This window comes from Pedobacter psychrophilus (assembly GCF_001652725.1).
GTDB classification, from domain to species: Bacteria; Bacteroidota; Bacteroidia; order Sphingobacteriales; family Sphingobacteriaceae; genus Pseudopedobacter; species Pseudopedobacter psychrophilus.
Genome location: NZ_LWHJ01000027.1, coordinates 366,142 through 380,303 on the forward strand (window position 1 = coordinate 366,142; position 14,162 = coordinate 380,303).

At 34.3% G+C, this 14,162-nt stretch carries 8 protein-coding genes; 7 read left to right on the plus strand and 1 reads right to left on the minus strand.

Features of this window, described 5'->3' with window-relative positions; genetic code table 11:
* Window positions 1-17 precede the first annotated feature (17 nt).
* From A5893_RS10060 to A5893_RS10090, 7 genes are all read left to right on the plus strand, one after another.
* Window positions 18-2,453 (plus strand): TonB-dependent receptor domain-containing protein, encoded by a 2,436-nt coding sequence (locus A5893_RS10060; RefSeq protein ID WP_068822430.1) that lies wholly within the window; start codon window positions 18-20, stop codon window positions 2,451-2,453.
* Between the two features lie 73 nt (window positions 2,454-2,526).
* The gene (locus A5893_RS10065; protein ID WP_068822431.1) at window positions 2,527-3,606 is read left to right on the plus strand and encodes a formylglycine-generating enzyme family protein; all 1,080 of its coding nucleotides are present in this window, start codon (window positions 2,527-2,529) and stop codon (window positions 3,604-3,606) included.
* Between the two features lie 444 nt (window positions 3,607-4,050).
* Complete coding sequence (locus A5893_RS10070) at window positions 4,051-6,330, plus strand: GH92 family glycosyl hydrolase (protein ID WP_068822432.1); 2,280 nt, start codon at window positions 4,051-4,053, stop codon at window positions 6,328-6,330.
* 127 nt (window positions 6,331-6,457) lie between these two features.
* Complete coding sequence (locus A5893_RS10075; RefSeq protein WP_068822433.1) at window positions 6,458-8,743, plus strand: GH92 family glycosyl hydrolase; 2,286 nt, start codon at window positions 6,458-6,460, stop codon at window positions 8,741-8,743.
* Between the two features lie 175 nt (window positions 8,744-8,918).
* Window positions 8,919-10,754, plus strand: coding sequence for an ABC transporter ATP-binding protein (locus tag A5893_RS10080; RefSeq protein WP_068822434.1), 1,836 nt, complete (start codon window positions 8,919-8,921; stop codon window positions 10,752-10,754).
* 98 nt (window positions 10,755-10,852) lie between these two features.
* Complete coding sequence (locus A5893_RS10085) at window positions 10,853-11,851, plus strand: Gfo/Idh/MocA family protein (RefSeq protein WP_068822435.1); 999 nt, start codon at window positions 10,853-10,855, stop codon at window positions 11,849-11,851.
* A 158-nt stretch (window positions 11,852-12,009) separates the two neighbouring features.
* Window positions 12,010-12,303 carry a hypothetical protein gene (locus A5893_RS10090; RefSeq protein WP_068822436.1) on the plus strand — a complete coding sequence of 98 codons (294 nt, stop codon included), beginning with the start codon at window positions 12,010-12,012 and terminating at the stop codon, window positions 12,301-12,303.
* Window positions 12,304-12,414: 111 nt separating this feature from the next.
* On the opposite strand, the gene A5893_RS10095 is transcribed toward A5893_RS10090, so the two are convergent.
* Window positions 12,415-14,121 (minus strand): FAD/NAD(P)-binding protein, encoded by a 1,707-nt coding sequence (locus A5893_RS10095; RefSeq protein ID WP_068822437.1) that lies wholly within the window; start codon window positions 14,119-14,121, stop codon window positions 12,415-12,417.
* Window positions 14,122-14,162: the final 41 nt, after the last annotated feature.

A 14,162-nucleotide genomic window follows, 5' to 3' on the forward strand; every position in this document is an offset into this window, starting at 1 on the left:
AAATAAGTCTTGCTATCATGAATAAACTTTTTTACCTATGCCTATTTATATTTCCACTTCAAATTTTAGCTCAAACTTCTTCAATAGAAGGAATCATCATCGATAAAACAAGCAATACGCCTTTAGAATTTACTAGTGTATCAATCTATAATTCAGTAGATTCCACTTTACTCAACGGAGCTGTTGCAGATTTAAATGGTAAATTTATTATAAAAGGAATTAAGAAAGGAAGTTACTATCTTAAAGTTCAGTTTTTGGGGTATGATTCTAAAATAATATCAGCAATAAATCTCACAGGTAAAAATCTTGATCTTGGAAAAATTTATTTAAACCCTGATGCAAGGTTTTTAAACGAAGTTAAAATAACAGGTCAGCAAACCCAAAGTTTCAATAAAATTGATAAACAAATTTACAAAGCCGATCAGTTCGCTGCTGCAAAAGGAGGAACTGCCATTGACGCTTTAAAGAACTTACCATCAGTTGCAGTAAACGGAGCAGGTGAAATTTCAGTACGAGGTTCTACAGGCTTTTTAGTGTTGATAAATGGCAAGCCTGTACAGGGAGATGCACAAACGATTTTAAGTCAGCTACCAGCAAACACTTTAGAGAATATAGAATTTATTAATGCACCATCCGCAAAATATGACGCAGATGGAAAAGGAGGAATTTTAAATATTACTACTAAAAAAGGAGCAAGCGACGGAGTATCAATGATTGCCAATATACAAAGTGGCTTGCTAAGCACTACGGATTTCGGAAATAAAGAAAATCAACAGCGTTACGGAGGAGATATTACTTTTAATTATAGAAAAGAAGAATGGGACATATCTGCAAGTGCAAACTATCTTAGAAATGATAATGCAGGTTTTAGGGAAGGAGACGTTTTTACCATCAATAACAATTTAAAAACAACTTTTCCATCAAACGGAGAACGTAGTTTTAATAAATACAATTACGGAGGCAGATTCAATATCGGGTTTAATCCAAATAAAAATGATGCTTTTTCTTTAGGTTTTTTCGCAGGCTACAAGTTTCAAGATAGACTGGCGGATATTTATTATAACAATACCAAAACAAATTCTAGCGGACAAGTAGTTGGGAGAAAGCAGTATTTTAACTCTAACCTTCAAAATAAGCAAGGAGATTTTGTTTTAGGGAATATAGATTATACACATACTTTTAACAATAAATCAACTCTGACTTTTTCTACCTTATATGAATATGATAAACTTTATGGCTCTACTAAAAATAGAAATATTGAAGGGGCTGACACAGCGCAAAACACATTAAGCACATATGAAAATCCATTAAATGGTTTAAGGGTAAAACTGGATTACAGCGTAAATGTTGGGGCAGTAAAACTAGAATTTGGTTACCAATATAGGATGGATAAGCAAGATGGCGATTTCATTTATCGAGAAAGCTATTTTGGTGGTCCTTTTACAACCATTCCTTTATTTACTGGAAACGTGAAATCAAGAAATGATATTCACTCACTTTATGGCCAGTTTTCTGGTAAAGCCAAAAAGCTTGAATATGTGGGTGGATTGCGTTATGAAAATGCCAAAAGAGATTTAACAGTCTCAAATATTAATAATGATTTTAAACTGAACTATAATAATCTTTTTCCTTCGGCAAGTATACTTTATGATTTAGAAAAGGGCTATAAATTAAAAGTAGGAGTGAGCAGACGGGTGCAAAGAAATAATAATTTTGAGCTGAACCCAATTCAAGAAAGAGAGCATTCGGAAACTTTAGAACAGGGAGATCCGAATTTATTACCTGAGTTTGTTTATTTAGCAGAAACAGGTATTATAAAATCATTTAACAAAGGTTCATTCTTTACAACATTATATTTTCAGGATATTAAAAATCCTATTCAAAGAGTCAACAGTGTTTTTGCTGATACTGTTCTTAACAGGATTTTTACTAATGCTGGCAAAGCCCAAAAATACGGATTGGAATTTGGTACTAACTTAGAACCCACAAAATCCTGGAGTTTATATTTAGGAGCAAATTTTTATCAATATAATATCAAAGGTTCTATTTTAACAAATGCAGTTAATGTTAACAATAATGGCTTTGTATATTCTGTTAACTTTAATACTAATGTTAACCTTTCAACTAATTGGAGTATGCAGGGTAATGTAAATTACCTTTCTAGCAGGCCAACAGTTCAAGGTGAAGATTCCAGATTTTTAATACCCAATTTGTCACTTAAAAAAACTTTTTTAGATGGAAGGCTAACCGCTTTATTACAATGGCAAAATATAGATTTAGGAATGAATGAAAGTAACAAACAAAGAATTACTACGTCTGGTGCTGATTTTTTTACCACCACTAATTATATTTACGAAACGGATATTTTTATGCTAAATTTTAGCTTCAACCTCAATAAATTATCCAGAAAACTTAAATTGCCAGGCAGTGAATTTGGCGATAAAGAGTTTTAAAATTAATTTTTAAATTCCACGAACAATCAATTATGATAATTATTCTTAAGTTTAAAAAAACATATCTACTATTATGAAACCATATTTTTTGAAGGGATTATTTTTTATAGGGGCATTAAGTTTTTTTTCTTGCAATCAAGATAAAAAAGCTACTGATAATGCGGATACATTAAAAGTGCAACAAACATCCGCAATACAAATAAAGTTTAGCGGAGATACATCCAAAGAAGGAATGGTATTTATTCCTGGAGGTACATTTTTGATGGGTGGTGATAATGCACAAGCAGATAAAGATGAATATCCGAAACATAAAGTAATTGTGGATGCCTATTATATGGATGAGCATGAGGTAACCAATGCACAATTTCAAAAATTTGTTGATGCTACTGGATATGTAACAACAGCAGAGACAAAACCAGATTGGGAACAATTAAAAAAGCAAGTTCCCCCGGGTACTCCAAAACCAGACGAAAGTCAATTGGTTGCAGCATCACTGGTCTTTACGCCGCCAAACCATCCGGTTGATTTGAATGATTATTCTCAATGGTGGAGTTGGGTGCAGGGCGCAAACTGGAAGCATCCTTCTGGACCCGATTCTGATATCAAAGGGAAAGAGAATTATCCTGCAGTTCACATCAGTTGGGACGACGCCAGTGCTTATTGTAAATGGACAGGTAAAAGATTACCGACAGAAGCAGAATGGGAATTTGCAGCAAGAGGTGGAATGAAAGATAAAATATATCCATGGGGGGATGAAGGAATTGCTGTGGGAAAAGCAAAAGCAAATTCTTGGGATGGGGCATTCCCAAATGCTAACTCTGGAAGAGACGGTTTTATGGATTTAGCTCCAGTAAAACAATTTGCACCAAATGGATATAAATTATATGACATGGCAGGCAACGTTTGGGAATGGTGCTCAGATTGGTATAGAAATGATTATTACCAGTCTGTGACTAAGCCAGAAGGAGTAAAGAATCCACAAGGGCCTGCGGATAGTTATGATCCGGATGAACCCTATGCGCCTAAAAAAGTTGCGAGAGGAGGATCTTATATGTGCAATGACAGTTATTGCTCTGGCTACAGAGTTGCCCGAAGGATGAAAAGTTCATATGATTCTGGCTTGAGTAACATGGGATTTAGATGTGTTAGATAAACTATTGTGTAAAATTTACTAAGATTATTTTAGGTTATAAAATACTCTGCTAATGGGCGCTTATGTTACAAATAGGCAATTTGATTTTATTCATTTATAGAACTCTTTAAACCTCTAAAAGATCAAAAACCGTTTAATTGATAAATGTATTCCCTCTTAACATTGCAATCAAATTTTTAAACCCTTGTAAATTAAATTTTTGCAAGGGTTTCTCGTTTTTAGAACGAAATAATAGATGTTTGGTAAGCATTAAATGAATAAATGTATCCAAATCCTTTAAATTAATTGGGTAACAATGGAGGAAATTTCACTTGTTTCTTTTTAAGTAATTCCTATTAAAGATAATTACTTTGCTCATAAAAGAAGATGCTAATGTTGAGCCCTACTTTAAGTATATTATTCTAATTTTAAATCTCTATAAACATTGTTTTAAATTTGAAGTAAATGAAAAGAACATTAGCTATACTTTCAATTTTCGTATCATTTAGTTTGTTTGCTCAAAAAAAAACATCCTTTGATCCGGTAGAAATGGTAAATCCACTTATGGGAACTCAATCTAAACCAGATTTATCCAATGGCAATACTTATCCTGCAATCGGAGTTCCTTGGGGCATGAATTTATGGTCGCCACAAACAGGAAAGATGGGTGATGGTTGGATGTACACTTATACTGCCGACAAAATACAAGGGTTTAAACAAACGCATCAGCCGTCACCTTGGATGAATGATTACGGACAGTTTTCCATTATGCCAGTAAACGGATTAAAGCTTAGTCAAGAAGCAAGAGCAAGCTGGTTTTCGCATAAAGCGGAGGTAAGCAAACCTTATTATTACAGCGTTTACTTGGCCGATCATGACATCACCACAGAAATTACACCAACCGAAAGGGCAGCGCAGTTCCGTTTTACTTTTGGAAAATCAGACAGTTCTTATGTTATTATTGATGCTTTTGATAGAGGTTCTTATGTGAAAATTATTCCCTCAGAAAGAAAGATTGTGGGTTATAATTCCAGATATAGCAGAGGGAAATACGAAAACCTAAAAAATTATTTTGTCATTCAATTTGATAAAGATTTTTCTTCGTCAGGAGTTTGGGATGGAAAAGATTTTTTATCAGAAACCCAAGAACTACAAAATAAACACACTGCGGCAATCATCGGTTTTAAAACCAAAAAAGGAGAAAAAGTAAATGCTAAAGTAGCTTCATCGTTCATCAGTCTTGAACAAGCTGAATTAAATTTGACGAAAGAAGTTGGTAGTGATTCTTTTGAGCAAACATCAGCGAAAGCTAAAGCAGAATGGAACGAGCAATTAAGTAAAATTAAAGTAGAAGGCGGTTCAGATGAGCAAACCCGCACTTTTTACTCTTGTTTATATAGAGCCTTATTCTTCCCAAATAAATTGTATGAAATCAACAAAAACAATGAAATAGTTCACTGGAGCCCTTATAACAGTAAAATTTTGCCCGGCAGAATGTTCGCTGGGACAGGTTTTTGGGATACTTTTAGAGCTTTGTATCCTTTCCTGAATTTTGTTTATCCAGAAATTAACAAAGAAATGCAGGAAGGTTTGGTGAACGATTATAAAGAAGGCGGCTGGTTGCCCGAGTGGAGCAGTCCCGGCTATGCCAATATTATGGTGGGGAATAATTCAGCTTCGGTTGTTGCAGATGCTTATATAAAAGGTTTACGTGGTTACGATGTGGAAACTTTGTGGGAAGCCGTAAAACATGGTGCAAATAATGAAGGCCCAATGGAGGCAGTGGGACGTGATGGGGTGAAATACTACAACGAACTGGGTTATGTGCCTTTCGATGTAAAAGTAAGTGAGAATGCGGCCAAAACTTTAGAATACGCCTATGACGATTTTGCCATTTACCAATTAGGTAAAGCTTTAAATAAGCCAGCAAGCGAAATAGAAATTTATAAAAAAAGAGCCATGAATTATAAAAACTTGTTTGATCCGGCAAGCGGATTAATGCGTGGTAAAAATAAAGATGGGAGTTTTCAAAGTCCTTTTAGTCCATTTAAATGGGGCGGGGCATTTACAGAGGGTAACAGCTGGCATTATACTTGGTCGGTTTTTCAGGATGTGGACGGACTCGCAAAACTGATGGGAGGTTATCGTAAATTTGTCGAAAAACTAGATTCTGTTTTCTCTATGCCACCCATTTTTGATGAAAGTGCTTACGGCGGGGTAATTCATGAGATTCGAGAAATGCAGATTGCCAATATGGGCCAATACGCTCATGGAAACCAGCCTATACAACACATGATTTACCTTTATAATTATGGAGGCGCCCCATACAAAACACAATATTGGGTTCGAGAAGCTATGAATAGGTTATACAAGGCCACACCTGATGGATATTGTGGAGATGAGGATAACGGACAAACTTCTGCTTGGTACATTTTCTCGGCAATGGGATTTTATCCGGTAACGCCAGCAACCGACCAATATGTTTTGGGTGCGCCTTTGTTCAAAAAAATCATGGTGAGTTTAGCCAATGGCAAAACCATCGAAATTAATGCACCGAAAAACAGCGATGAAAATAAGTATGTAAAAAGCATGACATTGAATGGAAAACCTTATAGTAAAAATTGGTTAAGCCATTCAGAATTGCAAAAAGGAGCAGTCCTTAATTTTGAGATGACTGCCGAGCCGAATAAAACTCGCGGAAGCAAAAAGGAAGATTTTCCTTATTCTATGTCAACTGATAAATAAAAAACAACGTCATGTCGACGATAGGAGACATCTCACAAATAAAGTTGCCACATGGTGTGGAAATTGAATGAAAACCTATTTGTGAGACCTCTCGTTTCCTCGAGGTGACGAAAAAAGTAAATTTAAAATGAAAAAACTTAACATCATATTCTTTCTCGCCATAAGTTTAAAACTTTCTGCGCAAACCAATTATGTGCAATATGCCAAACCCATTATCGGAACAGAGAAAATGGGGCATACTTATCCAGGGGCTACTGTTCCTTTTGGTGCGGTGCAGTTAAGTCCAGATACAGATACAATTCCTTATGCTTATCAGGGGAAATATACCGGAACAGTTTATAAATATTGTGCGGGTTATCAATATGATGATCCAACCATTGTAGGTTTTAGTCATACGCATTTTTCAGGAACTGGTCATTCTGATTTAGGTGATTTTCTGATTATGCCTACGACTGGTAAATTACATTTGAATCCCGGAACGGAAGACCATCCAGAAAATGGTTACCGTTCTAAATTCTCTCATGAAAATGAACTGGCAGAGCCGAATTATTATAAAGTAAAATTAGACGACCATAATATCACTGCCGAATTAACGACAACCACTCGAGTAGGATATCATCAGTATACTTTTCCAAAATCAGATCAAGCGCACATTATTCTGGATCTGATGCATGGAATCTATAATTACGACGAAAAGAATGTTTGGACTTTTGTAAGGGTGGAAAACGATTCGACAGTAGTCGGCTACCGCCAAACCAGTGGTTGGGCTCGAACCCGAACCGTTTACTTTGCCATTAAGTTTTCGAAGTCCTTTAAATCTTATGGCTCTAAAGATTATTCTCCAAAAGTTCCTTATCGAGGTTTTTGGGGCAAGTTTGATCAAACCAAAAACTTCCCTGATTTAGCAGGAAAGCAACTGAGAATGTACTTTGATTTTGATACTCAAGACGGTGAAAAAATCGACATCAAATTTGCTTTATCTCCGGTAAGTACTTTAAATGCTTTAGAAAACATGAAAGTTGAAACTCCAAATTGGAATTTCAATGAAATAAAAAACAAAGGACAAGCACAATGGCAAAAGGAATTTGAGCGTGTGCAGGTAAATATGATTTCAAAAGCTGATATGGTAAATTTTTATACCGCTATGTATCATGCATTTATTACGCCAACCGTTTACACGGATGTAAATGGACATTACAAGGGGTTAGATCAAAATGTGCATCTGGCAGATGGTTTTATTAATTACACTACATTTTCTTTGTGGGATACTTACCGAGCTTTACATCCTTTGTTCAATCTAATTCAGCCAGGCAGAAATAACGATATGGTAAAATCCATGATGGCTCATTATGATCAAAGCGTTTTACACATGTTGCCAGTTTGGTCAAATAGTGCAAATGATGATTGGTGTATGAGCGGTTACCATAGCGTTTCTGTAATTACTGATGCCATTATGAAAGGTATTTATACAGGCAATGCTAACAGAGCTTTGGATGCTTGTGTGGCAACAGCAAACCATCGTTCTTATGAGGGAATTGGTGATTATATTGATAATGGATACATCTCGGCAGAAAGAAATGGAACTTCCGTTTCTTCCACTTTAGAATATGCTTATGACGATTGGTGTATTGCACAACTCGCCAAAAAACTAAATAGACAGGATATTTACGAAACGTTTAGCAAAAGAGCACAAAACTGGAAAAATGTTTATGATAAAAGCATTGGTTTTATGCGACCAAAATTAAGTGATGGGTCTTTCAAAAAAGAATATGATGTATTACAAACAGACGGACAAGGTTTTATTGAGGGAAACGCGTGGAATTATAGTTTATATGTTCCGCAAGACCCAGCGACTTTAATCAGCATGATGGGCGGTTCTAAAAAATTCGTTCCTCATTTAGATTCTTTATTTACCATGCATTTACCAGATGAGTTTTTTGAACATACCGAAGACATCACCCGTGAGGGAATTATTGGGAATTATGTTCACGGTAATGAGCCAGCGCATCATGTTGCTTATTTATATAACTGGACAGACCAACCTTGGAAAACACAATCCACCATCCGAATGATTTTGAAAAAACAGTACCATAATGGTGCTGATGGTTTGGGTGGAAATGATGACTGTGGACAAATGAGTGCGTGGTATATTTTCTCCTCTTTAGGATTTTACCCTGTTGCCCCAGGTTCTAACGAATATGCATTGGGAACTCCAACTGTTGTGAACGCTAAACTGAATTTAGAGAACGGGAAAACTTTAACAGTCACTGCAAAAAACCAAAGTGAGAAAAATGTATATGTAAGGAAAGTGACTTATAATGGCAAAACTTTATCTAAACCTTTTATCAGTTTTGAACAATTAGTTGCGGGTGGGGATTTAGTTTTTGAAATGTCGGCTAAACCAAATAAATAATCTATCATTTACATTATTTAATATTATTGGATTGTTGGAACTAAGCCAAGATTTCCTAGAATAAGGATAATGTGATATATAAAATTGGCTTATAAAATTTATTCCTTAATTGATTATATTATTGTTAATTCAATCAAGCTGAAATTTTTAAATTTGCCCTACCTCGAATCAATAAATGGCAAAAAGCAGAAACACCATTCCAACTCAAGATATCTCTTTTAAAGAACGTCTTTCAGCATTAAAAAATTTACCTAATTTCTTTAAGCTGGTTTGGCAAAGTAGTTCAAGCAAAACCCTGATCAGTTTTACTTTAAGGATTTTTCGCTCTGCAATGCCGGTTGCCTTGCTTTATGTGGGAAAATTAATTATTGATCAAGTTGTTGCCTTAAATACTAATTCTCCAACGGGGAATTTGCAAGAACTGTGGCAATTAGTCGCCTTAGAATTTGCCTTAGCATTGTTAACTGATGGATTAAATAGGATGATTAACCTTACGGATAGTCTGCTAGGCGACCTGTTTTCTAATTATACCTCCATGCGCATTATGAAGCATGCCGCAACATTAGATTTAGACCAGTTTGAGGATTCAGTTTTTTACGATAAATTGGAACGGGCCAGGCAGCAAACCGTTGGAAGAACAGTTTTGCTATCGCAGGTGATGAGTCAGGTTCAGGATTTTATATCCATGGCTTTTTTACTCACTGCATTAATTGCCTTTAACCCATGGTTGATTTTGCTTTTACTACTCGCAATAATTCCTTCTTTTTTAGGGGAATCCTATTTCAATAGTAAAAACTATGCATTATCAAGAAGCCAAACCCCAGAGCGTAGAGAACTGGATTATCTGCGTTATTTAGGTGCGAGTGATGAAACAGCAAAGGAGGTGAAGATTTTTGGATTGTCAGATTTTATCATTGCCCGCTTCAAAACACTTTCAGATAAATTTTATAATGACAATAGTAAATTGGCTGTCCGCCGTTCTCTTTGGGGAACTTTCTTTTCGGTTTTGGGTACGTTGGGTTATTATGCCGCTTATGGATTTATCATTTATGAAACTATTTCGGGCAAATCATCAGTAGGTAGTTTAACTTTTTTAGCTGGCTCTTTCCGTCAGTTAAGTGGATTGATGGAAACCATGCTTTCTCGCTTTACTATAGTTTCTCAAGGAGCTATTTACTTGAATGATTTCATCGATTTCTTTGAGATTAAACCAAAAATAACTCAAAATCAAAACGCATTACCTTTTCCAAATCCCATTAAAACAGGATTTGTGTTCGAGAATGTAGGTTTTCAATATCGAAATACAGATAGATGGGCAAACAGAAATTTAAGCTTTACACTTAAACCTGGAGAAAAACTTGCTTTAGTTGGCGAAAACGGGGCAGGAAAAACAACATTGGTAAAATTGTTAGCCAGATTATACGACCCAACTGAAGGAAGGATTTTATTGGATGGGAAAGATTTAAAGGAATATGAATTGGAAGGATTAAGACATAATCTTGGAATTATTTTTCAGGATTACATTCGTTATCAAATGACTTTTTATCAAAACATTGCGGTTGGAAATATCAAAGAAATTGAGAATGAAGAATTGGTTAAAAGGGCAGCAATAGAAAGTTTAGCAGATAAATTAGCATTAAAATTTCCTGATGCTTATCAGCAATGGTTAGGCAGAAGATTTAATGATGGAGTAGAACTTTCTGGTGGCGAATGGCAAAAAGTAGCTTTAGCAAGAGCGTATATGAAAGATGCACAAGTTTTAATTTTAGATGAGCCAACCGCAGCATTGGATGCAAGAGCTGAGTATGAAGTTTTTCAACGTTTTTCAGAACTCACCAAAGGAAAATCTGCGGTTTTAATTTCGCATCGATTTTCTACTGCAAGGCTTGCTGATAGGATTTTAGTTTTAGAAAACGGAACTCTTTTAGAATCAGGAACTCACCAGGAATTATTGAAAGCTGATGGTAGATATGCCGAACTTTTTAATTTACAGGCAAAGGGATATCAGTGATAAATAGTTGAAGATTATTTAAAAATCTCTTTCTTTGGTCGCAACAACTATAAAAATACATTGTTAAAAAAACAAAAACCAAATTAAATAGCATACAAATGGATAAGAAAAAATTTAATTGGGGAATTTTAAGTACTGCAAAAATTGGGAGAAAAAATGTAGTTCCAGCTTTAAAACGGGCTGATAATTGTGAAGTAGTTGCAATTGCTTCCAGAAATAAAGAGAATGCCGAAGAGACCGCTCAAGATTTAGGAATTAAAAAATCTTATGGCAGTTATGAAGAGTTATTTCTGGATAAAGATATCGATGTTATTTATAATCCCTTACCAAACAATCTGCATTTAGAATATACGCTAAAAGCTTTAGAACATGGCAAACATGTTTTATGTGAAAAACCTATCGGGCTTAACGCCAAAGAAGTCGCATTATTAAATGAAGAATTAAAAAAACATCCCGATTTAAAAGTGATGGAAGCTTTTATGTACAAATTTCATCCTCAATGGATTAAGGCTAAAGAGATTATTAAAAATGGAGATATTGGAGAAATTATCAGCATCAATACCTTATTTTCTTATTACAATAAAGACGGACAAAACATCCGTAACCAAACGGATGCTGGCGGTGGTGCATTGATGGATATTGGCTGTTATTGTATCTCTTTCCCAAGATTTATTTTAGAAGCTGAACCGCTAAGTGTTTTTGGCTCTGTTCAGAAAGATCCGGTATTTAAAACCGATTTTTTAACTTCTGGAATTTTACATTTTGATAAGCAGGTTGTTGCAACATTTTCTTGTAGTACTCAGGCTTATCCGTACCAACGTTGCCATATCATTGGAAACAAAGGACGTATAGAAATTGAATTTCCCTGCAATGCACCTACAGATGCCGAATGTAAAATTATCTTAAATAATGCAGAAGGAAAAAATGAGTTTGTTTTTAAAGCCAATCAATATCAATTACAGTGTAAGGCTTTCGCCGATGCTATTTTAACTGGTAGCGAAGTTCCATATTCGTTAAATGATGCAGAAAATAATATGAAAGTTATCGATGCTATTATCCAAAGTGCAGCATCTGAGTCTTTGATAAAAATTGTTTAAAATTCTTGAGTTTCATTATATAATTTAATTCTTTTGAATCTTAAGAATTTCAATTTCTTAACTAAAAATTTAAAATTTAATAGTGTTAGATATATTGATAAATCTTGGCTTGGTTATGGGTTATCTGTAAAAAGAAAATTTATAATTTATAAAATCATATGACAACTATTAAAAATGTTCAACCTTTAAGCGCAGAAGACCTTTATGATCTTTTAAAGAAAGAATTTGCAGCTTATGCAGATTCAAAAATGGATTCTGGATTAAGCATAGAGTATGCCCACGTTCATGATATCATAAATGTTTCATTTCCTGAGGTATTAGAAGGTAATGCATTTACAATTATTGTTTCTGACGATGAATTAACCTTAGAAAGAAATGAAGAAAATGTTGACTATGACACTGAATTATTGGAAGGATATTTAGTTGATTTCCTTAAAGAAAAGTGTGAATAACATTTAATATAACTTAACAGAAAACATAAAAGAAAACCTATCCATATAAAAAGGATAGGTTTTCTGTTTTAAAATATAGAATAGATTTAAAAATCGCTTTTAAAAGATTTATCAAATACTTATACTTTCCATAATTTTTTCTGAAGCAGACTCGCAAAAATCTAAACCAGAATAATCCGGATTAAAACCACTGATATAAGGAACTGCCATGATATATATGCTTTTATTAAATGCCCCATATTGATCTACAATTTGAAAATGATCATTTATGGTAATTCCAGATACTTTTAGATAATAATCACCGCTATAAAAAATTACTTTTTCTGGATTTTTATCCAATTCTGATTTACCAATTTCTGCAGATTTAAATTTTATCAAAGCCTGGCTTATGGTATTATCCTCTACAAAACTTTTAAAGGGGAAATCCTCATAAGATAAATGTGCCTGACCTACACAATCAATATAAGTTTTGAAATAGTTTTCTACTGGTTTATTATTTTTATCTTGATAAGAATAAATGATTCCTCCATTTTGCTGCGGTATAACCTCTCCATCATCACCTACAGAAACAATATCCAAAAAACCAGCTTTATGCAGTGCCATTAAATCCTCACAAGAACTTTGCGGAACATAAGCAATAACCAAAGAAATTAACGGCATTAAATGTTTTTGTAAACGCATGGTATCTTCAGCAGAAAAATGTTTTGCAGGTTGGTTCATCGCAAAACTTAAAACGCCTAAAAGTTCTTTCCAATAAACAGATTTTTTTCTTTTAATAGATTGTTCTGCTTCCAAATATTCAGCCTTAAAAAGTTCAAATGTATCTTCTTGTTCTCTTAAAGCAAACATCTGTTCTACAAACTCTTCCAGGTTACTATTTTTTATTTGATGATAAAATTCGGGCTCTTTTTCCTTAAATAGTTCTTTAAAATCTTGCTCAAAAATGTAATCTAAAGACAAAAAACCATTATTTAGTTTACGATTTTCCGCTATTTCCTCGGCAGTTAATAATGAACTGTTTTGAAGGTGAGAATCTTCCAGATGAAATCTTATTGCTGGTAAAAATCCATTTCTGGAATGCATCATTATTTTGAAACCCTCACTTTCTTTATTCAAATGATATTGCTGCATTCCTTTTTCATCTTTATCAAAATAACCGTTGTGTCTAGAAAGCGTTCTGATAGCATCAATTGCAGTTAAAGACGACCCTTTTATTGCGATAGGGTGGTTTACTTGAAGATTTAGTTTAGAAGGAGGATAAGGAGAATCATAATAACCATCAATTTTGCCTTCAAATTTCTTTGGCCAATTATGGCCGATACAAATAATAACAGTATCAAATACTAACGTTTCGTTATCGGTTTTTAACCAAACCTCATTTAATTGCTCTTTATAGATGAGATCTTTTACAATTACGGATAAATGCAGAGTCGTATCAATTTCTTCCGCTTTTGCTTTGTCTAATAACAGCCCAAATTGTGCAGTAAGGTAATTACCAAAAAGTAAGCGGGGAAGTACTTTGTATTCGTTAAAATTAGATGGATTAATCTTAAATTCAGTAGCAAGTGGTGGGTTTGTTTTCACCCAATCTTCTATAGAACAAACAATTTCTGGTATTTCATTATCAGAAACATTGGTAATATGCTCTGCAGAAGCTCCTTCTTCGCTGTAAGGCATACCAGCACCAAGTTTATTCTTTCTTTCGAAGATATGAATATCATAATTTTTATCTTCTGCTTCAATCAATCGTTTATACATAAACAATGCACTTGGTCCACCACCAATTATTGCAATCTTTTTTTTGTTAACCTCAGGCATAACTACTTATCGACTTTTTTTGTTTAGTTAATTGATTTAAT

Bases quoted from the DNA above. Each gene is read 5' to 3' on its own strand.
- A5893_RS10060 (WP_068822430.1), top strand. From the start codon at position 18: ATGAATAAACTTTTTTACCTATGCCTATTTATATTTCCACTTCAAATT.
- A5893_RS10065 (WP_068822431.1), top strand. From the start codon at position 2,527: ATGAAACCATATTTTTTGAAGGGATTATTTTTTATAGGGGCATTAAGT.
- A5893_RS10070 (WP_068822432.1), top strand. From the start codon at position 4,051: ATGAAAAGAACATTAGCTATACTTTCAATTTTCGTATCATTTAGTTTG.
- A5893_RS10075 (WP_068822433.1), top strand. From the start codon at position 6,458: ATGAAAAAACTTAACATCATATTCTTTCTCGCCATAAGTTTAAAACTT.
- A5893_RS10080 (WP_068822434.1), top strand. From the start codon at position 8,919: ATGGCAAAAAGCAGAAACACCATTCCAACTCAAGATATCTCTTTTAAA.
- A5893_RS10085 (WP_068822435.1), top strand. From the start codon at position 10,853: ATGGATAAGAAAAAATTTAATTGGGGAATTTTAAGTACTGCAAAAATT.
- A5893_RS10090 (WP_068822436.1), top strand. From the start codon at position 12,010: ATGACAACTATTAAAAATGTTCAACCTTTAAGCGCAGAAGACCTTTAT.
- A5893_RS10095 (WP_068822437.1), bottom strand. From the start codon at position 14,121: ATGCCTGAGGTTAACAAAAAAAAGATTGCAATAATTGGTGGTGGACCA.